24 protein-coding genes are annotated in these 20,993 nt (G+C 32.9%); 19 read left to right on the plus strand and 5 right to left on the minus strand.

What is annotated here, in order from left to right:
* Window positions 1–2: 2 nt before the first annotated feature.
* Complete coding sequence (locus Q0787_RS14405) at window positions 3–854, minus strand: peptidyl-prolyl cis-trans isomerase (protein WP_366915895.1); 852 nt, start codon at window positions 852–854, stop codon at window positions 3–5.
* 2 nt (window positions 855–856) lie between these two features.
* The gene (locus Q0787_RS14410; protein WP_298903541.1) at window positions 857–2,800 is read right to left on the minus strand and encodes a peptidylprolyl isomerase; all 1,944 of its coding nucleotides are present in this window, start codon (window positions 2,798–2,800) and stop codon (window positions 857–859) included.
* A gap of 280 nt (window positions 2,801–3,080) precedes the next feature.
* Between Q0787_RS14410 and Q0787_RS14415 the strand changes: the two genes are divergently transcribed.
* The 6 genes from Q0787_RS14415 to Q0787_RS14440 all read left to right on the plus strand — a co-directional run bounded on the left by Q0787_RS14415 (window position 3,081) and on the right by Q0787_RS14440 (window position 7,759).
* The gene (locus Q0787_RS14415) at window positions 3,081–3,536 is read left to right on the plus strand and encodes an SRPBCC family protein (RefSeq protein ID WP_298903542.1); all 456 of its coding nucleotides are present in this window, start codon (window positions 3,081–3,083) and stop codon (window positions 3,534–3,536) included.
* Window positions 3,529–3,765 carry a hypothetical protein gene (locus tag Q0787_RS14420; RefSeq protein WP_298903543.1) on the plus strand — a complete coding sequence of 79 codons (237 nt, stop codon included), beginning with the start codon at window positions 3,529–3,531 and terminating at the stop codon, window positions 3,763–3,765. The genes Q0787_RS14415 and Q0787_RS14420 overlap by 8 nt, the downstream gene beginning before the upstream one ends.
* 5 nt (window positions 3,766–3,770) lie before the next feature.
* Complete coding sequence (locus Q0787_RS14425) at window positions 3,771–5,624, plus strand: M1 family metallopeptidase (protein ID WP_298903544.1); 1,854 nt, start codon at window positions 3,771–3,773, stop codon at window positions 5,622–5,624.
* Window positions 5,625–5,680: 56 nt separating this feature from the next.
* Window positions 5,681–6,082: a DUF1801 domain-containing protein gene (locus Q0787_RS14430; protein ID WP_298903545.1), complete on the plus strand. Its 402-nt coding sequence runs from the start codon at window positions 5,681–5,683 to the stop codon at window positions 6,080–6,082.
* Window positions 6,083–6,446: 364 nt separating this feature from the next.
* On the plus strand, window positions 6,447–7,001 hold the full coding sequence (locus Q0787_RS14435) for an AAA family ATPase (RefSeq protein ID WP_298903546.1): 555 nt from the start codon (window positions 6,447–6,449) through the stop codon (window positions 6,999–7,001).
* A complete protein-coding gene (locus tag Q0787_RS14440) occupies window positions 6,998–7,759 on the plus strand; it encodes a hypothetical protein (RefSeq protein WP_298903547.1) in 762 nt (253 codons plus the stop codon). Before Q0787_RS14435 ends, Q0787_RS14440 begins: the two co-directional genes overlap by 4 nt.
* A gap of 133 nt (window positions 7,760–7,892) precedes the next feature.
* Here the strand turns inward: Q0787_RS14440 and Q0787_RS14445 are convergent, their stop codons facing one another.
* Window positions 7,893–8,045 carry a hypothetical protein gene (locus tag Q0787_RS14445; protein WP_298903548.1) on the minus strand — a complete coding sequence of 51 codons (153 nt, stop codon included), beginning with the start codon at window positions 8,043–8,045 and terminating at the stop codon, window positions 7,893–7,895.
* Between the two features lie 166 nt (window positions 8,046–8,211).
* Between Q0787_RS14445 and Q0787_RS14450 the strand changes: the two genes are divergently transcribed.
* The gene (locus Q0787_RS14450; RefSeq protein ID WP_298903549.1) at window positions 8,212–9,201 is read left to right on the plus strand and encodes a HindIII family type II restriction endonuclease; all 990 of its coding nucleotides are present in this window, start codon (window positions 8,212–8,214) and stop codon (window positions 9,199–9,201) included.
* On the opposite strand, the gene Q0787_RS14455 is transcribed toward Q0787_RS14450, so the two are convergent.
* Window positions 9,198–11,519 (minus strand): DUF1156 domain-containing protein, encoded by a 2,322-nt coding sequence (locus Q0787_RS14455; RefSeq protein WP_298903550.1) that lies wholly within the window; start codon window positions 11,517–11,519, stop codon window positions 9,198–9,200. The two genes, Q0787_RS14450 and Q0787_RS14455, sit on opposite strands and share 4 nt — an antisense overlap.
* A 156-nt stretch (window positions 11,520–11,675) precedes the next feature.
* Between Q0787_RS14455 and Q0787_RS14460 the strand changes: the two genes are divergently transcribed.
* The 12 genes from Q0787_RS14460 to Q0787_RS14515 all read left to right on the plus strand — a co-directional run bounded on the left by Q0787_RS14460 (window position 11,676) and on the right by Q0787_RS14515 (window position 20,757).
* Complete coding sequence (locus tag Q0787_RS14460) at window positions 11,676–12,917, plus strand: erythromycin esterase family protein (protein WP_298903551.1); 1,242 nt, start codon at window positions 11,676–11,678, stop codon at window positions 12,915–12,917.
* A gap of 24 nt (window positions 12,918–12,941) precedes the next feature.
* Window positions 12,942–13,484 (plus strand): hypothetical protein, encoded by a 543-nt coding sequence (locus tag Q0787_RS14465; protein ID WP_298903552.1) that lies wholly within the window; start codon window positions 12,942–12,944, stop codon window positions 13,482–13,484.
* A gap of 96 nt (window positions 13,485–13,580) precedes the next feature.
* Complete coding sequence (locus Q0787_RS14470; protein ID WP_298903553.1) at window positions 13,581–14,252, plus strand: hypothetical protein; 672 nt, start codon at window positions 13,581–13,583, stop codon at window positions 14,250–14,252.
* 7 nt (window positions 14,253–14,259) lie between these two features.
* Window positions 14,260–15,696 carry a T9SS type A sorting domain-containing protein gene (locus tag Q0787_RS14475; RefSeq protein WP_298903554.1) on the plus strand — a complete coding sequence of 479 codons (1,437 nt, stop codon included), beginning with the start codon at window positions 14,260–14,262 and terminating at the stop codon, window positions 15,694–15,696.
* 63 nt (window positions 15,697–15,759) lie between these two features.
* Window positions 15,760–16,335 (plus strand): hypothetical protein, encoded by a 576-nt coding sequence (locus Q0787_RS14480; protein WP_298903555.1) that lies wholly within the window; start codon window positions 15,760–15,762, stop codon window positions 16,333–16,335.
* 116 nt (window positions 16,336–16,451) lie between these two features.
* Window positions 16,452–17,111, plus strand: coding sequence for a hypothetical protein (locus Q0787_RS14485; RefSeq protein ID WP_298903556.1), 660 nt, complete (start codon window positions 16,452–16,454; stop codon window positions 17,109–17,111).
* A gap of 14 nt (window positions 17,112–17,125) precedes the next feature.
* Window positions 17,126–17,458 (plus strand): hypothetical protein, encoded by a 333-nt coding sequence (locus tag Q0787_RS14490; RefSeq protein ID WP_298903557.1) that lies wholly within the window; start codon window positions 17,126–17,128, stop codon window positions 17,456–17,458.
* Complete coding sequence (locus Q0787_RS14495; RefSeq protein ID WP_298903558.1) at window positions 17,455–17,940, plus strand: hypothetical protein; 486 nt, start codon at window positions 17,455–17,457, stop codon at window positions 17,938–17,940. Before Q0787_RS14490 ends, Q0787_RS14495 begins: the two co-directional genes overlap by 4 nt.
* Before the next feature lie 104 nt (window positions 17,941–18,044).
* Window positions 18,045–18,572 (plus strand): DinB family protein, encoded by a 528-nt coding sequence (locus Q0787_RS14500; protein WP_298903559.1) that lies wholly within the window; start codon window positions 18,045–18,047, stop codon window positions 18,570–18,572.
* 24 nt (window positions 18,573–18,596) lie between these two features.
* Complete coding sequence (locus Q0787_RS14505; RefSeq protein WP_298903560.1) at window positions 18,597–19,490, plus strand: tetratricopeptide repeat protein; 894 nt, start codon at window positions 18,597–18,599, stop codon at window positions 19,488–19,490.
* Between the two features lie 14 nt (window positions 19,491–19,504).
* The gene (locus tag Q0787_RS14510; RefSeq protein ID WP_298903561.1) at window positions 19,505–20,353 is read left to right on the plus strand and encodes a GNAT family N-acetyltransferase; all 849 of its coding nucleotides are present in this window, start codon (window positions 19,505–19,507) and stop codon (window positions 20,351–20,353) included.
* Between the two features lie 2 nt (window positions 20,354–20,355).
* Window positions 20,356–20,757 (plus strand): ACT domain-containing protein, encoded by a 402-nt coding sequence (locus Q0787_RS14515; protein ID WP_298903562.1) that lies wholly within the window; start codon window positions 20,356–20,358, stop codon window positions 20,755–20,757.
* 4 nt (window positions 20,758–20,761) lie between these two features.
* Here Q0787_RS14515 and Q0787_RS14520 read toward each other — a convergent pair whose 3' ends face one another.
* The gene (locus tag Q0787_RS14520; RefSeq protein ID WP_298903792.1) at window positions 20,762–20,992 is read right to left on the minus strand and encodes a DUF3820 family protein; all 231 of its coding nucleotides are present in this window, start codon (window positions 20,990–20,992) and stop codon (window positions 20,762–20,764) included.
* Window position 20,993: the final 1 nt, after the last annotated feature.

Here is a 20,993-nt window from a genome sequence, read left to right on the forward strand (position 1 = left end):
ATTTAGTTGTAAACTTCAAATTGTTTGTTTTTAATTGCATCTTTGGTAATATCTTTTTCAAGCTGTTTTATCAACTCTAATTTTCTTTTGTTAATTACAATCTGTTTAATGGTAGGTTTTACATACTCTAAAGGCGCTAGATCGTTTTGTGATAATACGTCTTTAATTTGCATCAAATATAGGTCTAATGAATCTTTGAGTTGTACAAAATTAGATTTTTTTAACAGTTCTTTTTTGTTTTCAGAATTTAGAACATTAATTTTTTCGGTGATTTGTGACGCTTTAATCCACATTGAATCATTAAGTGAGAAGCTCTTAAATTGAACAGAGATAGAATCGAGATACCTTTTGTCTTCGGTATTAAACCTTCTAAATCGCTCTTCGATTTCATCTTCATTTATAGCATTTTGAGGAATTGTAATATATCGAAACTTAACCAGTTCTTCATTGAGTTTAAACACTTCTTGGTTAGCTTCGTATACTTGCCTAGCTTGAGTTTCATCTACGAGTGTATCGATACTTTTTATAACTAAAGCTTCTAAGTAAGCTTTGGTATACAAATCCATTTTATATTGATCGACCAACTTATTAAAATCAGATTGCTTTTGCTCTGGTAAATTTCGTTCTGCACCATCTAACAACAGTTGTTGTGTTGCCCATCGAATTATAAAACCACTTACAATTTGCGTGCTATCTTCTTTAGCAGTTCCGTCTGCCACCAAATCTTTAATATCTTCTTGATACAAGTAGTTTTCTCCTACTCTCGCCACAGGAATTCTATCATCTGCCTCTTTAAAAAAATCACAAGACACCAGCGCACATGCAAGAAGTATTAAAACAACTCTCTCCTTCAAAATTAATTATTTAGTATTTGTTTTTTTACACGCTTCAAAACAGCGTTATTGTGCTTTATCTTAAAACGTTGATTTAATCCTTGTACCCAATTATCTTCAATAAAGCCTTGATAGTCACTAACAGCCTTTCCTCTAGCCTCATCTAGGGTTTTTGGTTGAGCAGGTAATATCCCATTCACTTTTATAACATGAAATGCGTCATTATGTTTGTATACTTTAGAAATACCTGCTTTAAAATCGAAGTCTTCAGGTAATGCTTGATTACCCGATTCAAAGATATCAGCTGTAGAAATCACGTTCAAATCATCTTTCGTATTCATTTGAGACATCACATCTTCTACCGAAGTACCATTTTCAAGCTCTCGTTTTATCTTCTTCATCGTTTTTTCAGAAGCCGAAGACAATATAATCCCATCTACTCTATCTTTCCAAACGTACTTTGATCTATTATTTTCAAAAAACTCCTTTAACCCTAAAGTATCCTTAGAAGCTCTATTCCACACTTCTTTTTCCATTAAGTCAAACAATAGCAAACCATCGCGATATTCTTTTAAAACAAAAGCAAAATCTTCGTTTTCATATTCAAGATTATCTTCGTGATATTTTAATACTTGAGTTTCATAAAAAGCACTAAATTCAGTTTGAACTAAGGTTTTAATATTTGCCCTTCTATTGTAATATTTGCGCTGATTCTTCATTAAATAGCCTAGAAATTCTTTATTAGATATTTTTAAATCTCTAATAGTCATTATCGTTGGGTCTCCATTAAAATCTTCAGGTGCCTTCCATGCTTGCTTAAAATAGGAGTCGTTCAAAATACCCTCGAAATAAGCCAGTTGATCATTATCTTTTTCAACCTTGTACTTTGCCGCTAATTTTTTAACCAATGCAGAATTAATGAGCTTGGATCTAGAATCTCGCTTTACCCTATTTTGAAGCTGAACCTTAACATCTTCAAAAGGTTGTATTCCTGTTTTACGAATCAACTTTACAATATGCCAACCATAATCTGTTTTAAACGGTTTAGAGATATCACCTTCATTTTCTAAAGAGAACGCTACATCTTCAAATTCTTTAGAACTCAATTGTCCTCCTGTAAAAGGAGCCAATGCTCCTCCTTTTTTAGACGAACTTTTGTCATCCGAAAATTGTTTAGCTAAAGATTCGAATTTTTCCCCTTGTTCAATTTTCTTATAAATTTGATAGATTCTTTTTTCAGGAACCACAGTCGTATCTTTTTGTGTATTCGCCACCATAATATGCGCAACTGTAGCTTCTCCTAGTGATTTACGCTTATCAAATACTTTAACTATATGATATCCAAACCGTGTTCTAAATGGCATGGACACTTCGCCTATTTCAGTATTAAACGCAACAGTTTCAAAAGGATATACCATTTTAAATCCTCCAAAGTAACCCAAATCTTCTGCAAAGATGGTTTTACCATCGTGCACGTCTTTTTGTACTGTGGCATAACCCTCATTTAAAATACGTTCACGTAATTTTAAAAGTTGGTTGTACACGGCCGTAGTATCGGTCTCTGTTTCATCAATTCTAACTAATATATGAGATGCTTTAACATCGTTAGTTGTTCTGTCATAAGCCTCTCTTACCAACGCATCTGTAACCTTATTATCAGACATGAAATTTCGCGTTAGCTGTTTTTTATAATTATTAAACTCTCTTAAGTAGTTAGGGTCTTTATCAAGATCTAATCGACGTGCTTCTTTAACCTTCAGTTGATAGTTAACAAAAAGATCTAGGTAAGCATCAATATCTTTCTGAGTTTCATCTTTGACTAAATCTAGATTTTTGTTATAAACTCTAATAAATTCTGTTGCCATAACAGGCTCTCCGTCTACCGTAAACAGCACATCCTTATCCTTAACTTGAGCTTGACTCATAAGGCTTAAACAAAGAAAAGCAGTTGTAACCAATAATTTCATATGTATATTTTAATTTATAAATGGGTTAGAACGCCCATTGTGCTAAAAACTTAAGTTTTATAAGCTAATTTCAGCAAAAATAACATAATTAGCACACAAAACAAGTTGCTTTTTGCAAACGAATAGGATTCCTTTTTAGTATGAAATACATCTACGATGTCATTTATATTTAGATAAAAAATAGCCACTCGTCTAAAATTATGGTTATTGAACTTTCATTAACATTGAGTTTCCAAAAAACTAACTACATTTAAAACTGAATAATCCCTCTAGATTCAAAATGAAATACATTACAGAAATTAAGGTCAAAGTGCCATTGGATGAGTTCATAAAAAAAATGGATAATGTTGAAAACATGAAACATTGGCAGCGCGGATTAGTATCTGCTGAACATATTTCTGGAAATCCTGGTGAGTTAGGTGCTAAAATAAAACTACGCTATAAATTTGGTAGACGTAACATGGAACTTATTGAAACCATAACCAAACGAAACTTCCCTAACGAATTTCATGCTAACTACACATCCAAAAGCGTTCATAACGTTCAAAGAAACTATTTTGAGAAGACAAGTGACGGATTTACAAAATGGACTTCCAAAAGTGAATTTTTACCACTAAATTTGGTGATGAGAATTATGTTGTTTTTAATGCCAAGTTCATTTAAAAAGCAAACACTTAAATATATGCAAGATTTCAAAAATTTTGCTGAAGAAGGAACATCTGTCGCCAATGCGTAAACTAAAACTAATTTGGGATTTTCGAGGCCCCGATGCTTTAAAAATTGCTGAACACCACGAAAAACATTTAAAAGAATATTGCGTTATTCAAAATACCAACTTTAATATTACTGGGTTTGAACAACGCTCTAACCTCCATTCTGTTGCATTTATGGTTGTTACAGATGATGAAATGAAACCTATCAGAGATGCACTTAAACCTCATCGAGGAGAAATATATTCAGAATAAAAACTATGAAAAAGCAAACACTTTTATACGCTCTAATCGTATTAACAATGAGCTGTGAAACCGATAAAAAAACAGAAGATACAGCTTCCAAATATGTTGAAGAATCACATTCATACGCCAAACCTAACGAGTCTGTAATCAAGCATTTAGATTTAAATATAGATGTTAATTTTACAACTAAAACTATTGACGGAACAGCCACTTACACCATTGATACTAACAATGCTTCTGAAATTATTTTAGATTCAAAATTTTTGGAAATTGAAAGTGTTGAAGCCGATGGAAAAGCTACCAATTTTAATCTTGGAGACTTTGATGAACAGTTAGGACAGGCTTTGCATATAAGCATCGAAAATGATACCAAGCAAATTTCGGTTCATTACAAAACAACAGATAAAACAGAAGCCTTGCAATGGTTAAATCCGCAACAGACAGCAGATAAAACGCATCCATTTTTATTTACACAAGGTCAGGCCATTTTAACTCGCTCCTGGATTCCAATTCAGGATAGTCCTCAAATTAGAATTACCTACGATGCCACTGTGAAAGTACCAAAAGAACTTATGGCAGTTATGAGTGCCGAAAATCCAAAAGAAAAAACCGTTGATGGTATTTACACGTTTAAGATGAAACAGCCAATCTCACCTTACCTTATGGCTTTAGCTGTTGGAGATATTGCCTATAAAGCAGTAAGTAACAGAACTGGTGTTTATGCTGAAAAATCTATGGTCGATAAAGCTCAAGCCGAGTTTAGTGACATGGAAAAAATGGTAGTTGCTGCCGAAAACCTATACGGAGATTATGATTGGGATCAATTTGACGTGATCGTCTTACCACCTAGCTTTCCATTTGGAGGTATGGAAAACCCAAGACTTACTTTCGCTACACCTACTGTTATTGCTGGTGATAAGAGCTTAACATCACTAATAGCTCATGAACTCGCCCACTCTTGGTCTGGAAATTTAGTAACCAATGCCACATGGAATGACTTTTGGCTTAATGAAGGTTTTACCGTGTATTTTGAAATTAGAATCATGGAAGCCCTCTACGGAAAAGATCGCGCTAATATGATTGCATTAATTGGAAGGCAAGATTTGGAAGAAGAAGTTGAAGGCTTTAAAGACGAACCAGAAATGACCAAATTAAAATTGGATTTAACTGATAAAAATCCTGACGATGGCATGAACAGCATTGCTTATGACAAAGGTTATTTGTTCTTGAGAACTTTAGAGGAGAAAGTAGGTCGAGATAAATTTGATGCCTTTCTAAAAAATTATTTTAAGACCAATGCTTTTTCTACCGTAACAACCGAAGGCTTTATAGATTATCTTAATTCAAATTTATTAGAACCTAATGGGATTGATTTTAATGTAGACGAATGGGTGTATCAAGCTGGTGTTCCAAATAACCAGGCCATTATCGTATCTGACAAGTTTGAGAATGCCAAAAACACTTTACAATCTTTTATAGATAATAAAACTGTAGATGCGTCAAAAACTTCTAATTGGACTACGCAAGAATGGGTACATTTCATTAGAAATTTCCCTGAAACGATTACTACCGAAGATTTAAAACGTTTGGACGATGCCTTCGATTTAACTAATTCTAGTAATTCTCATATTGCTATGGTTTGGTATGAACAAGCCATTAACCATGATTATCACGGAAATGACGTAGACCAACGTATTGAAGACTTTTTAATTCGCGTAGGAAGACGTTGGTATGTATCTACATTGTACAAGGCTTTTAAAAGAAATGACAAGGTTGATGACGCCTTAGCAATCTATAACAAAGCCCGAGCTAATTATCACTCGGTAACTGCCAATACTATTGATGACCTATTGGGATACAACCAATAAACATTTCATTCTAGAATAGTTTGTATCTTTAACCAAAGTACATTTATTCTATACAGATGAAAAAGTTAGTCAATTCGGAAACCAACAAAAATGTTGATGCATTTATAGATAACATAGACAACGCCACTAGAAAGGCAGATAGTAAGCTATTGGTTGATCTTATAAGAAACATAACAAAGAAAGAACCTAAAATTTGGGGAGCTCGCATTGTGGGTTATGGCAAATACGCTTACAAAAGAAAAAATGGTGACGAATTCGAATGGTTTAATGTTGGTTTTTCACCTGGAAAAGCGAATCTCACTATTTATGTGATGTATGACATTAATGAGGAAGAAGCGCTCCTAAATCAGTTGGGCAAACACAAAACAGGACGAGGTTGTCTTTATATCAAAAAACTAGAAGATATAGACATAAACGTTTTAAAAAAAATCATTAAAAAAAGTGATAAATGGAATTGATGTGTCGCCTCTATAAACGAATAAAATTAATTATATAGCCTTGTATACCATAACCTAAATTTATGAACAAAAAACGCTATACTTTAGTTCTAGTTTTATTCTTTTTAACCATTTCTATCGTTAAAGCTCAATCTAAAGAAGCAAAATTTTAGAATTGGGTCGTTGAACACAAAATGGAACTCGAAGCCTTTATTAATTATAGAGGAAAAATGATTTTTTGTTGCGGTGAAATTATGAAAGAAAAAAACAAACTGACCTATTTCCTTAATAAGAATCAGCTCATTGATAGTCTTGTAATAGAAAGTCTAGAGACCGATAAAAAAATGTCTTTTGAATATGAATACCAATAAAACAGGCTTTTAAAATGAAGGTTTTGATATTTGGAGCTTCTGGTTCTGGAACCACAACTTTAGGAAACGAAATTGAAAGACAAATAGCGTTTAAACATTTAGATGTTGACCACTATTATTGGAAAAATACCGAACCACCATTTCAAGAAAAAATACCGCTAGACGAACGAAATCAAAATCTGAAAGCCGATTTTAAAACATTCGAGAACGTTGTTGTGAGTGGCTCAATGGTGAGCTGGGGAATAGAATGGCAAACGGCATTCGACATAGTTGTTTTTATAACATTAGATAATGAAAAAAGAATGGAACGGCTTAAAAATAGGGAAGCTGAACGCTATGGAAAACGACTGATAACGAATAAAAGCATTAAACAGAATTCAGAGGCATTTTTAGAATGGGCCAATCAATATGAAAACCCTAATTTTGAAGGTAGATCTCTAAAAATTCATAACAATTGGATCAAACAACTTAATTGCAAGATCATGAGAATTGATGGAGAGATTGAATTAATTTATAAGACAACAGAAGTAATTAACGCCATAAAAAACCACAAACCACATTGCAGATGAACCTGAATACAATAAAAAATATTGGATTATTATTTTTGATGTTGTTATTGGCTTCATGCAATAAATATGCTCGTAAAAACTACCCTCAATTCGTCTCAAAACCTGAAAGCTACAAACATATAAATAGTTGTTATTCTGCTGACATCCAAAATTTGGATGACATTCCAATCGATGTAAAAAACAATGTTATCTCTTATCTTAAAAACAGATTAGGTAATGATAATTTTCAAAAGCTAGAATTTGATCATGCTAATGTGCTATCTAATAGGCTTACAGACATTGAAACGATTAAAACCAAGGACAACATTTCGGCACTTCTAGGTGAAGAAGACAAAAGGAGTGATTGTGATACCATTTCGGCTTTCCCAATATACTCTGTAGTTTATCAGCTTAAAAACCCTGAAATTGGAATTGAAAAAATTGGATTAAATGTAATGATCGACAACAACGGAAAAACCATTAAAGACATTGAATTTCCAAGAGCAGAATTTGTAGATATAATAATACCTATAGACTCTGTACATTCAGAGTTAATTCGTAGAAAAATACCCTCAAAAAACCTAACTATAGAATTGTGGTTCGACAAGAAAACGGAATCACTTTTTTGGTCGACCAACACCGTGGTTCGAAAAGGTAGTATTGCAGGACCTAGTTGTTTTCCTGAAATAGACTACCATTTTAAAATGAACGCCATAACAGGCAAAATAACAACATATACTTTTGAAACACATGAAGACTATTTTGCCGAAAGATATTAACTCAATTTCGTCCTTATTAAAACCACTATAAACACTTCCCGTTTTTTTGAACTAAAGGTTTGCAAGCGTTTACTTTTTATTCTGACTACCGTAAAATTACGTTTAATCTTTACAAGATATGGCACTCAAATTATCATCCTGTATGACTGTAATAAGAAAATCCGCATCTTTCGCATGGTTCGCTAGGATGGCCTACAAAATGCCCACATTGTTCCGAATGTCCAGAATAACTCAATTCTTTTTTAACGGTTTCAACCGTTGGTTCTAATGTTTGTTCTAGTTTCATAATTACCTGTTTAATTGTTTCTATAGCTACTCATCGTATCTATTTATAAATGTCACCAAAACAAGCATTTAACTACTCTAAACCCCTCTGTATAGAATTCATTTCAATTCACTATCTTTCGCTTATATCCAAAACTTAAACATCAAAATAGGGCTTAAAAAAATTAATGGAAGATAAAATACAGGACATATTTGGTTTGAAGTTAGATATAAATCAACGAAAAAAAAGTTACGACTTCATTGAAACATTTATCGAAACTAATGTTACAGATTGGAGTACAGCTCCAGATACAGAAGCCGTTGAAATCGCATTTACAGAAACACTAAAAACGCTATCTAATAATGAGTTGGCTTTTTTATTAGTGCATTCAGGCTATATTCCAGAATTTTATGGGCATGATTCCTCTCAAGAAACACTATATTCAAAGCTGGTTGAATCCCTTGTATGCGAATGGGCCCAAAGAATTGGTTTTAGTGATACTGCATTACAAAAACAAAAGTCTAACAAAGAAGATGTAACTGTAAAAATTGACAATAATATCATCGTTTGCGACGCCAAGAGTTTTCGGCTTGGCAGAAGTCAAAAAGCCCCTAATGTCAAGGATGTCATAAAACAAGCGTCTTACATCAAATGGTTAGATCAATATGAAGATAATGAGTGTCGCGCAGGACTGGTAACCTTTCCATCACTATTGGATTGGAAGAACAATAGTGAAGCCTACCAATATTTTTCTGACCACCATTTACCTATTCTGTTTTTGTTCTATGAACATTTATCTTTCTTACTCATCTCTGACAGCTTTAATCATCAAACTATCATTGACCTATTACATAATTATGAAGATGTTTTTCCAGAGAGTTCTCGGCACAAAGCAGCTTATATTAATGGTCTTAATAATTCACTATTTCTGAGTCCAATAAAAGAAGTGCTCGATAATTTCCTTGAGCTTTCAGCTTTAGTCATAAAGGAAAAAGTTCAGCATTCAATTCAACGAATTGAAGCAAAAGCAATAGAAGTAAAAGCAGCCATAGAAAGTCATATTAATGCCATGAAACTTGAGCAGTTAAGAGCATTTACATTTGAGGTAACTTATGAAAATGAATTTGGCCAAATGCTAAAACAGTTAGCCAATATTAAAGACTATAGACCACATTAAATCTTTGACAGAATAAGTCGTGAAACTTTAACGATTTCATTACTACTTCGTTTTGAGACTGTATTGAGGTTTAAACCACTCAAAGTCGAAAATATCTCAATCATAACCGCTCTATCATTCTCATCAATTTGAGCTTTTGTCTTACTATTTCTTTTAAATTCTTCAAATAAAGCTATAGCTTTATAAAGTTGCGTGTTTTCGGGTAATAATTGCGTGTCAATCTCATTTAATTGAATGATTTGGTTACGTTTCTCTGTATAGAGCCCGTTAGCAATCAACAAATTTGTATCGACCTCATTCTCATTCAAATATTTAGACAGATATGTTCTTGTAATATCGTCATAAATACCACTATTTCTGTGTATTGAAATTTTAGAATAATCCCTAATTACGTCTCTATAGGCATCATCGAAACACTTTGCATTGAGAATCATATCCTTGCAAGCCAAAGCCGCCAAATAAATGACTTTATGACTCTCCAATATCTCTCCTTTTTGTACTTCGATATCGAGAGCTGAGATGTCATCTGATACGCTTTTAATATGTGTTTTGTCTTTTTTCATTTTAAAAACAATAACACCATTTAGGGCTTCATAAGACATTGCCCTAGGTCTGGCAATACGCTCCATTTCCAGTGGTAAGCATTCATCAATAAATAAATTTGCATCTCTAATGGCTTCACCAATAACCTTCCAACCTTCAAAGGTTTTATGCGAATAAAGCATAAGTGCCTTTCCATTAGATTTCAGTACTCTATTGACTTCTTTTAGAACGTCTGTCATTAAACTTTGATAATGATTCTGATCTTTACCATTTTTTCCTCCATTTGCGAGATCAACAATAGCTTCAGAGTTATGGTCGTTCTCTAAATTTGCAGACTCTGAAAATGTATGTTTTATAATAACTTCAAACCAAGGTCTAAAGAATTCACTAAGTCCTGTATAGTCTATAGAATCAAAATAAGGTGGATCTGTAAGTACAATATCAATATACTCGTCTTTAAAAGGCAATGCTGCTGATGATCCTTTGATAATCTCAACTTTATGCTTTAAATCTATTGCCATAAACGTATTACAAACCCTATCTAACTTAGATCTAAGATTTGAACCCGATTTATAAAATGGATTCACTTCAATAAAATCCCATTTCATTCCTACTCCTGGTCCAGCCAAACTCCTCCCCGTTTGCTCATTTTGAGCTATCCACATTGTTCCTTTGCTATTCCAATCTACAAGAAATTCAACAAGCGAAGTAAGGCCTAATACTATTTGTTTAGCTGTTTTTAAATCGTACACTTTGAGTAGTCGATTGTATTCATTTATGATTTCATCAATTAAACCTAACAAAATAACAAGCTGTCTATCGGTAAAAAAATCTGACGGTATTTTTAAATCATATAATGTTGGGTTTATTACGCCTCCCTTTTTTGTAACTATATTTTTTGGAAGTAATTGCTCTAGTCTATCTAATTCTAATGCAATAGACGCTTTATATTTGTTTAGATCCTCACCATCTCTACTATCAATTTTCCTATATGCTTTTTTTTCTTTTTCATTATGATAGCATATGGCAAAAGGCCTATAACCTAATGTATTGTTTACACAGTAATCTTTAATATCCTTAAAGCTGTTAACTACTCCGCATTTTGGACATTCAAATCCTTTTATTTTACTATTTGTAGTGGTGTCCTGTGTATCCTCAACTATAGTTTCATTATGGTCAAAATAAATTGTTTTCTTCTTTTTCTTGCTTAAATACTTCAGACGTTTTAAATCAATTTCAGAATTACAATTAACACATTTTGAGATTTTCGAACAATATATCACATATGGGACATCTCCATTTAGATCAAAATACTTAGCATACTTTTTATTTAAGTTTTCAATAATAATTGTCCCAGAATTTCTCAATTTTTCAGAATAATCGGGTACCTCGATGGCATTAAATATTGTGTCTTGTAATAATGAAGCAACAGGATTTAATTCAGCAGAAAACGTTTGAAAACCTAACCTAGAACTTTCAAAAGGTATCGAACCTCCACCTGCAAAAACATCAAGCACTTTTAAATCTGAGGTTTTAAAATCTTCGGAGAATTTCTTGAAATACTTCGGCGCCGGATTAGTATCTGAAATCAAGCTAAGATCCACTTGAGGGTCCTTATTTTTACGTTTGAACATTTCCAGAATCAGGAGAGAACGCATGGCAGTTGTAGGTCGTCTTGCCCACCACACTTTAAGACTATTATAATGGTTTTTTCGCAAATATTTCTCTTTGACTCCAATTTCACTAATTATTTTACTAGTCAACCTAACTTTCATCCGTTCGAATAAATTTTCTTCAAATATAGTTCTTTACAAACATAGTTCTAAGCAAGATTAACAACTATTAAGAGGAGTAGATTATTACGCGGTAGTTTGAAAAAAATTGTAACATTTCAATTAAATACGTATCATTATTTAGTAAACTGAATAGAAATGATCAATAACCGCGTTTTCTCAATTATACTCATCTTATGTACGTTATTAGTTAGTGCACAACCACTACAAGTTCCAGATTCGACCTACATAAACAAAAACATTAAATCTATTAATGTTAATACCAGCTATAAAAATGGCAACTGGAATCCTGTTCTTAAACAAGTTAAAAACAAACGAATAGTGCTTCTAGGAGAACCAAATCATGGCTCGAAAGAAATATTTGAATCAAGGAATGATTTAATAAAAGCATTACACGAAAAATTAGATTTTAATGTCATCCTTTTTGAATCTGGACTAGGAGAACTCATTTCAATCAATTTGCAAAAAGAGACCTTAAACCCTACTGAAATGACCTATGGTTTTTTTAGTGGATGGCGAACATCAGAGTTTGTGGATCTTATGGAGTATATAAAAGCAAACGACATTTCAATAAGTGGTTTCGATGTTCAGCGTACAGGCAATTCGTTTGAGAACCTCATGAAAACGGAATTAAAAAGATTAGGTCTTGATGCCAATCAATTGTCACGCTTAGAAGCTCGTTTTTCCGAAGAAAAAAAGAAACTAACCAATAGAAAATCAATATTTGATTCTTTAAACAATTCTACCAATACACTCATAAAAGATTATAAACAACAACTTTCATCTATTGAACAGTTAGACAATAAATATTTAGATCACACATCTCATTTAGTTATAAGAACTATTAAAAACCGTATAAAATATCTAGAATACTTTTTGGTTTTTGTGAAAGACAAAGATTGGAGTAAAAGATGGAAAGCACGAGACTCTATGATGTATTCTAATATGGATTGGCTTTTAAAAACTATTTACAAAAATCAAAAAGTAATAGTGATTGCTCATAATTTTCATATTTCGAAACATAATGTCAAGGAAGAAGTTATGGGAGAATTTCTCAAAAAAAAATATGGTTCTAAAATGTATGCTATAGGCGTGTTTGCTGGTAAAGGAAGTTTTTTTAATAACCGTGGACAAGAAGAGCAACTAAAACCAGTATCAGATATTGGTCTAGATATTAAACATGTCATACATCGACTAAACTCTAGAGTTGGTTTTTTGAACATTCCAAAAAAAGCCAATAAAAACACAAATTGGTTATTTAATGATATCATCATAAATGATACATTCATTGACTTAAATGGTTCTAATCAAATGATTTTGTCTGAAAATTTTGATGGACTAATTTTTATTGACGAAATTTCACCGCCTAAAAAAATATAGCTATTTAGAAAACCCTTTGAACCAATGAGTATTATACAGGACATAACCGAAAAATATTACGGTAAATATTCTGCAGAATCTGAGAAGAGTTTTAATAGCCCTGTTGGTAAACATTCTTTCCAGCAAAAAAAAGGCATTATAGAAATAGACGGAACAAAAATTAGTATCAACCTAAACGCTGTTAAAGGAGCAACTTATGGCACTGAACCTTTCAGAATTACACTTCATTTAAATAAAACTTACACTATTAAATTTAGTGCTTTTCCAAAATCTTTATGGCACCGATTCTTAGATTTTCTTATACCAAGTCGAGTAGTTTTGATACCAAAATCTGTTAGAAATCAATTTTTATTTGGTGGTGATAAAGACATCATAAAAAATATCGTTTCAGATGAAATTTTCATCAAAAATATAGCTAATGAAAAACTCTACATTGGAACCATGGCTAAACCAACGAATAAAATTATCTTAACTCCTGCCCATGGAATTAAAGACATGAAACAATTCGAAAAGTTCATTAGTATTTTGAAGTGTGTTCAAAAAACCATAGAAGAGAATGCGCCATAGCAAACATAAATCAACTAAGTTAAAATCTTTCAGATTATTCTATAGTTTCATATATATTTACTAACTTAAATCCAAACAAGAACATAGTCAATTATTATGAAATTTTTCAAATCATTTTTAATTCTTACTGCACTATTTTTTCTAAAAAACGACTCCACGAAGGCGTATTATTTTCAGCTATCGGATTTAAGCACAAGTATCATTTTTAAATATGAATGTAAGTCTGATACTTCGAAAACAGAATATTGGAAATTAACATCAAACACCAAGAAAAACACTTTGATAACAGAAGCCTATTCAAACGATCTTAAAAAATATGAATTCTTTGTAGAAGAGTTCAACTCTGATGGATCAAAAGTTTTAAAGTTTATTAGTTACCACTGGAATAAAATTGGAGAAATAGAAGTTATCAAAAACAATCTAAAAGAAGTAGATGTTTTTAAATGGAAAAAAGATCAAACCTACTGCTACTCATCAGAGTATATTGATGGAACATACGGAAAAGTGTCGTTCTCTAAATGCAGAACTTTTTTGAAAGAAGAGGTCTTAACCATCCTAGGAAAAGACTATCCCGTTCTCAAATTTAAAGGGGTTTATAAAACCAAAATCCCAGGCGCCAATTATGACAATGAATACTATCAATATAGTTACTATGCTCAAGGGTTAGGACTAGTTAAAATGGAAAAGAACTACCCTAACGGAAAAACAACAGTATTAGAACTCACAGAGATTATATCAAATGACGATTGGGAAAAAAAACTAAATTAGATAGTCTATGATGCTTAGAATAAAAAAAAGGTTAGCATTATTGATTTTAACAGGAACTGTCATATCTATTCAAGGGCAAGTTCAAATTGGAGATGACATAGATGGTCTAAGCGCTGGTAACCTTTTTGGAAATAAAACGAGTATATCTTCTGATGGGACCGTTGTTGCTTGCGTAGGTATTGGAAATGCTGGAGGACAAGGAAATATCCGTGTATTTAAAAACAATAATGGGGTTTGGAGTTTATATGGAACAGATCAAAATGGTGCTAATTTTGGAGGCATTGGTGCTTATGATGTAAGTCTATCTGCAGATGGTAACACTTTAGCAATAGGTGGATGGTCTAATGCTGTGAGGTTATATACTTACGATGCTGTAACCGGTTTTTGGACACAGAAAGGTAATATTATTACAAATAATACTGGCGTAGGTACTTTTGGTTATAGCGTTAGCTTATCAGCCGATGGAAATAAAGTGATCATTGGAATACCAGGATTAGGAACCCCTCCTCCACCTGAGTCCGGGATTATTCAAATATTTGAATATAATTCGGGCACTTGGAGCCAACTTGGAAATAACATTGAAGGTTCTGTTTTTGCAGGTCATTCTGGACTTAGCGTAAATACATCTTCAGATGGCAATAGGATTGTAATCGCCAACTACGATTCGGTATTTATCTATGAGAACATTGCAGGTCAATGGACACAACTAGGAAACGAAATTATAGGCGACAATGTATCTGGGTTAGACATTAGTGACGTTGCCATCTCATCTGATGGTAATACTGTAGCTGTTGGAGAACCTGATTATAGCGATGCTTTTATTCAACGTGGACGTGTTAGAGTCTTTAATTACGAATCTGGAATATGGCATCAAATTGGTAGTGCTATTATGGGAGAAATAGCTTACTATCGAACAGGCTGGAGCGTGAGCTTATCTTCCAATGGAGACATATTGGCTATTGGAGAAATAGGCAGTATGAGTGGGTCTACTGACAAAGGACGTACACGAATTTTTAAAAACGTAGGTGGTTTTTGGTCCCAAATAGGAACTAATATTTTTGGTGAAGCGAATGAAGATTACTCTGGCTGGAGTGTAAGTTTGTCTGAAGACGCTAGTACACTTGCTATTGGTGCATCAAGAAATGACGGAAATGGAGATAATTCTGGGCACACCAGAATTTACAATTTGAGCGCATTACTGTCTGTGAACGATTTGATTCAATCCCAAATTAGTATGTTTCCCAACCCCGCTAAAGAAGAAGTTACAATTGAGTTGAATGACGCAACTACATTAAATACCGTAAATATCTATAATAGTTTAGGGAAATTAATTCGTACAGTTAACAACCTGATTATTGATACATCAAAACTTGCTTCAGGCCTTTATTATGTTGAAATTAAAACCAATTTAGGCAAGGCAACTAAAAAATTAGTGATTCAATAAAACTAACGTTCCTTTTATGGTCTTCATTCCGCATACCTTCTAAATGACCTAAACCTTAACAACATGATGTGGACATTTCAAACCGACATTTTAAACGAAGGGACTCTAAAGTTTCAAATTCATAATGATGGTAAAACCATTAGTTATCGTGATTGGATAGATCTCATTCAAAACTCGGTTGAGTTCTGTACATTTTATACAGAACTTTTAAGAACCTGTGATTTTAAAGGCTTCTTTTGGGAAGTGAAGCCAATCAATAAAAATGAACTCGATTTTGATTTCGAATTTGTTCTTGTTGAAGGCTCTAATTTAAAGTATTTGGTTGCCAATAGTTCTCGCTTCGAAAAGTACTTTACGCCACACGAGGATGTTGTTAGCTTTCCTAATCTTAGAGGTGATGCGCAACTGGTTGTACCTACGAAAATTTCAGAAGCAAAACACTACGCACATTTAGCATTATTCTTACGCCATGCACCTAAATCACAGATTTTATCATTCTGGAAAAAAGTAGGAACGACCTTTTCTCAATTTCTTGGAGAAGATAAAAAATGGCTAAGTACAGCTGGTTTAGGAGTTCATTGGCTGCATGTAAGGATAGATTCAAGCCCAAAATATTATAGGCATAAAGATTATAAATAAATTTACTTTAAGTTATTCTTCATTAGAATGACATCTCAATTAAGCTAGATTCTTTGTTTTCTTTTACTAAATTAGTAGCTATAGAAAAGAACGAATAGCCAACATTATAAAACGAAATGATAAACTTCTTCAACAAAAAAAAAGCTAATATCAACTCACTAACAATTCCTGATCTTAATTGGACAAAACAACAAGACAATAAGACTATTAAACAATGGATTAACCCAGAGCAAAGTATTGCGCTGTCTTTACATTTCTTTGACTTAGAACCCGATTTGCCAACGATAAAAAATAAAGATGCTCTTAGAAATTTCTATAGAAATCAAATAGTTCAACACAATGGCGGCTTAGTTTTAGTAGATACAACGCAGCTAAAAACACATTCTGCTGTAAAAACTATATTCAAAATTCCTCAAGAACCTACTGGGATGGTTTATTTAGCATCCTTGACGATTCCTTTTAAGACCTGCAGTTATGTGGTGAAAATACAAGCTCCTGAGATTGGAATGACTGGAATGCGAGACACTGTAATTGTAGATAAACTTCTAGGTGAAGGAAAAATTTCATTTGGAGATGATGGCATTGAAAATTGGTTTTCGGATCCTTACGATAGTTCATTCACCGAAGGAACATTAATGAACAAATCTGAAGACGCTATTTACGATGTCGATTTTCAAAATCATCCATTAACCTTAGCCAGACAATTAATCGCTCAACTAGAAGAAAATATTGGATTTAAACCTGAAATAGAAAAACTCATCCCATTCGGAAAATAATTATAATTTCAACTATGAAAACTTACAAGTCACTATTCTGGATGGCATGCCTTTCTTTTATAATACTATTGTGCTATTTCTATTTACGAAAGTTAGATTACGATTATGAAGTATCTTCAAAGACATGGGATATTCAAAATCATGAATATGACATTCGTATCATTGATGAAATCTTATCTAAATCTGATCAATCGAGGCATCAAATTGATAGTATTTTAAAAGGTCATTATCCGTCTGATGGTGATGGCTTTCGCCACGATGGAGACACCATATTTTTAAGCCAATCCAAACTGATATTTAAAAATGGACAATTAACTAACATCGCTAATCTATACGCTCGAGAATGAACGCAACCAACATAGATATTTACGACTTTAACTTCCTTATTGGAAAGTGGACCGTCCTAAATAAAAAATTAAAAGAACGCCTTAATAATTGTAATGAATGGACTGAGTTTCAAGCCGAAATGCAAACCAAACCATTTCTTAATGGATTAGGTTTGATGGATGAAATGAAATCATCACATTTTGGAGATGATTTTATCGGATTTAGTATTAGAATGGTAAACCCAAAAACCAACTCATGGACGATCTATTGGGCAGACACTGCACATCCCGAAAATTATTTAAAAGAACAGGTTGTTGGCGAATTTAAAAACGGTATTGGTGAATTTTATGGTGAAGAAACTTATGAAGGTCGTTCCTACAAATTACGGTTTACTTGGACAAAACCATCCGAAAATACAGCACTATGGAAACAAGCCTACTTTGATGAGAAAAACAGCCAATGGGAAACCAATTGGATTATGGAATTTACTAAGATGAATTAGGACATACACCATTTAATCAGGCTTTAACTAATTTTAGTAATATTAAATTTAGAAACGTTTGCGATGAATTTTTTATACTAGATTAAATATGCAATAAAGTAACTATGATAACATTCAATTTAAATGAGGCTATTAATATCCTTGAAAGAACTCCTGAAACTGTAAGTTCTTTGCTTAATGGTTTACCAGAATCTTGGATAAAATCCAATGAAGGTGAAAATACTTGGAGTCCTTATGACATTATTGGTCATTTTATTCATGGAGAAAAAACAGACTGGATGGCACGTGCCAAAATTATTTTAAGCACATCCAATACTAAAACCTTTGAACCCTACGATCGGTTTGCACAACAACGTGAAGATCAAAATAGACCAATTTCAGAATTACTAAACACATTCAAAATACTTAGAGACCAAAATCTTATGACGTTAAAATCACTTAATTTAGGTGTCGACGACCTCAATAAAACTGGTATTCATCCAGAACTCGGAGTCGTTACCTTACAACAATTGTTATCAGCTTGGGTTGTTCATGATTTGGCTCATTTAGCACAAATTAACCGTGTTATGGCAAAACAATACGCAACTAACGTTGGCGTTTGGAAAGCCTACATGGGCATACTTAATCAATAAATAATATATATTTAAATAAATAAAATGAAAAAACTCATACTTTTTTTTAGCATCATTGGGCTATCACAATTAGCTTGGTCACAAGATTTTTACAACGAATTTCTAGAACATTGTAAGACCAATGATACGGTTAGTCAACTAAAAGTTCTTAAACAATGGAAAACGTCAAACCCTAAAGACCCAGAACTTTATACGAGTTTTTTTAACTATTATTTTCTCAAATCTAAACAAGAGGTTATTGCATTAACCAACGATAAACCCAATGGAGATGGTTTGGCACTAAAAGACAGCCTTAATCAAACAGCTGGTTATTTAGGAGGTCAGATCATTTATAATGCGAAAGATATTCAAAATGCAATGGAGGCCATTGATAAAGGCATTGCTTTATTTCCTGACCGTTTAGATATGAGATTTGGAAAAGTATATGCTTTAGGGCAAACCAAAAATTGGGCAGCATTTACATCAGAAATTATTAAAACCGTAAAACATTCTTCTCAAAATGATAATCGTTGGACTTGGACTAACGATGAAAACAGAGAAGATGGTAAATCTTTACTCTTGTCATCTATTCAAACCTACCAGGTACAATTGTATAATACTGGAGATGATAAATTACTGAATAACATGAGAACCATTGCCGAAGAGATTTTAAATTATTATCCAAATCATGTTGAGAGTTTATCTAATGTTGCTTTAACTTATATGGTAACGGGAGCATATGATGAAGGTCTTGAGTCCCTCTTTAAAGCTGAAAAGATAAATTCGAAAGACGCTATTGTTTTATCTAATATTGCCCATTGTTATAAATTAAAGGGAGATGCAAAAAAATCTATTGTTTACTATGAAAAGGTCATTGCTTTGGGAGATACACAGTACAAGAGCTATGCAGAGCAACAAATCGCAGAATTAAAACAATAAATAGACCTGTTCTTATGACCATAAATGTTCTAAAAAATATATCAACCAGTCAGCTATTAGCCACATTCAATCTGGCCTTTTCAGATTATTTTATACCATTTCGGCTTACATTAGAGCAGTTACAATATAAACTGCTAGCAGATCATACCGATTTAAATATTTCAGTTGGTGCATTTGATAAAGATAAGCTCGTAGGATTTATATGTCATGGCATCCAAACCGTAGGCACTTCCAAGTTGGTATATAATGGTGGAACAGGTGTAATCCCCGAAAAAAGAGGACATGGCTTAACGGCTAGAATGTACGATTTTATCATTCCTGTTTTAAAAGAAAAAAATGTAGATGCCATTGTTTTAGAAGTCATTTCAACTAATACTCAAGCTATAAAATCTTATGAGAAAGTAGGTTTTAAAACGAAGAGAATGTTGCATTGCTATAAAGGAAATGTTACTATTTCTAAAGTGTCAAATGCTGTTGAAATTAGAGAATTATTATACTATGATTGGGAACTAATGGAATCGTTTTGGGATAGTACTCCCACGTGGCAAAATGCACCTCATGTTTTGAACAAACTAAAAAGCAACAATCATATTTTTGGAGCTTTCATTAACAAAACTCTTGTAGGCTATGTTATTTATAATGCACAAAGTAAACGACTACAGCAAATAGCTGTGAATGCACGTTTCCGAAGACAAAACATAGCATCATCAATTATACTGCATATTTCAAAAACATTTAGTCCAGACTTATCTATTATCAATGTTGATGAGCAATCTAAGTCTACCAATACCTTTTTACAAACCATTGGCCTTAAGCATCACCTAAGTCAGTTAGAAATGAGATTAGACCTTAAAAAGCAATAAACATGTCTGGAGAAACCAATTTAGTTCAACTTATAAAGGGTATGACACCACAACTGCATAAAGGCAATTATGTGTTTTGTACAGTTAAGAATTTAGACCGAATAAAAAGAGACGATACTATTTGTGAATTTCAAGAAATTGAAGGCACAACTGTTGTTCTAGAACAAAGCAAAGCAGACGCACTAGGTCTTAATTATGATTACGTATCTTCATGGATCACATTAATGATACACTCATCGTTAGATGCTGTGGGCTTAACGGCAGTTTTTTCTAACGAATTAGCCCTAAATAATATCAGTTGTAATGTCGTTGCTGGTTACTATCACGATCATATTTTTGTAGACTCTAAGGATGCTAGCAAAGCTATACACGTTTTACAGGAACTTTCTAAAACCTATAAGTGAGACTTTATTTAGGATAGCGTTTCTGAATGTCTCTAATTAAATCTTCAAGACCATTTAATTTCAACTCATATACTTGAGTAAGCATATCGCCTAGTTTCCCTTTTGGAAACCCTTTATTATGATACCATACAATATAATGCTCAGGTAAATCGATAAGGTAGCGACCTTCGTATTTACCATATGGCATTCTGGTATGCGCTAATTTTATAAGAAAGGTTTTATCAGGTTGAAGCATG

It is taken from the genome of uncultured Psychroserpens sp. (assembly GCF_947492715.1).
In the GTDB taxonomy this organism is placed as follows: Bacteria; Bacteroidota; Bacteroidia; order Flavobacteriales; family Flavobacteriaceae; genus Psychroserpens.

Bases quoted from the DNA above. Each gene is read 5' to 3' on its own strand.
- Q0787_RS14435 (WP_298903546.1), top strand. From the start codon at position 6,447: ATGAAGGTTTTGATATTTGGAGCTTCTGGTTCTGGAACCACAACTTTA.
- Q0787_RS14475 (WP_298903554.1), top strand. From the start codon at position 14,260: ATGATGCTTAGAATAAAAAAAAGGTTAGCATTATTGATTTTAACAGGA.
- Q0787_RS14455 (WP_298903550.1), bottom strand. From the start codon at position 11,519: ATGAAAGTTAGGTTGACTAGTAAAATAATTAGTGAAATTGGAGTCAAA.
- Q0787_RS14490 (WP_298903557.1), top strand. From the start codon at position 17,126: ATGAAAACTTACAAGTCACTATTCTGGATGGCATGCCTTTCTTTTATA.
- Q0787_RS14480 (WP_298903555.1), top strand. From the start codon at position 15,760: ATGATGTGGACATTTCAAACCGACATTTTAAACGAAGGGACTCTAAAG.
- Q0787_RS14495 (WP_298903558.1), top strand. From the start codon at position 17,455: ATGAACGCAACCAACATAGATATTTACGACTTTAACTTCCTTATTGGA.
- Q0787_RS14415 (WP_298903542.1), top strand. From the start codon at position 3,081: ATGAAATACATTACAGAAATTAAGGTCAAAGTGCCATTGGATGAGTTC.
- Q0787_RS14460 (WP_298903551.1), top strand. From the start codon at position 11,676: ATGATCAATAACCGCGTTTTCTCAATTATACTCATCTTATGTACGTTA.
- Q0787_RS14425 (WP_298903544.1), top strand. From the start codon at position 3,771: ATGAAAAAGCAAACACTTTTATACGCTCTAATCGTATTAACAATGAGC.
- Q0787_RS14410 (WP_298903541.1), bottom strand. From the start codon at position 2,800: ATGAAATTATTGGTTACAACTGCTTTTCTTTGTTTAAGCCTTATGAGT.
- Q0787_RS14510 (WP_298903561.1), top strand. From the start codon at position 19,505: ATGACCATAAATGTTCTAAAAAATATATCAACCAGTCAGCTATTAGCC.
- Q0787_RS14520 (WP_298903792.1), bottom strand. From the start codon at position 20,992: ATGCTTCAACCTGATAAAACCTTTCTTATAAAATTAGCGCATACCAGA.
- Q0787_RS14445 (WP_298903548.1), bottom strand. From the start codon at position 8,045: ATGAAACTAGAACAAACATTAGAACCAACGGTTGAAACCGTTAAAAAA.
- Q0787_RS14430 (WP_298903545.1), top strand. From the start codon at position 5,681: ATGAAAAAGTTAGTCAATTCGGAAACCAACAAAAATGTTGATGCATTT.
- Q0787_RS14420 (WP_298903543.1), top strand. From the start codon at position 3,529: ATGCGTAAACTAAAACTAATTTGGGATTTTCGAGGCCCCGATGCTTTA.
- Q0787_RS14440 (WP_298903547.1), top strand. From the start codon at position 6,998: ATGAACCTGAATACAATAAAAAATATTGGATTATTATTTTTGATGTTG.
- Q0787_RS14500 (WP_298903559.1), top strand. From the start codon at position 18,045: ATGATAACATTCAATTTAAATGAGGCTATTAATATCCTTGAAAGAACT.
- Q0787_RS14470 (WP_298903553.1), top strand. From the start codon at position 13,581: ATGAAATTTTTCAAATCATTTTTAATTCTTACTGCACTATTTTTTCTA.
- Q0787_RS14450 (WP_298903549.1), top strand. From the start codon at position 8,212: ATGGAAGATAAAATACAGGACATATTTGGTTTGAAGTTAGATATAAAT.
- Q0787_RS14515 (WP_298903562.1), top strand. From the start codon at position 20,356: ATGTCTGGAGAAACCAATTTAGTTCAACTTATAAAGGGTATGACACCA.
- Q0787_RS14485 (WP_298903556.1), top strand. From the start codon at position 16,452: ATGATAAACTTCTTCAACAAAAAAAAAGCTAATATCAACTCACTAACA.
- Q0787_RS14465 (WP_298903552.1), top strand. From the start codon at position 12,942: ATGAGTATTATACAGGACATAACCGAAAAATATTACGGTAAATATTCT.
- Q0787_RS14505 (WP_298903560.1), top strand. From the start codon at position 18,597: ATGAAAAAACTCATACTTTTTTTTAGCATCATTGGGCTATCACAATTA.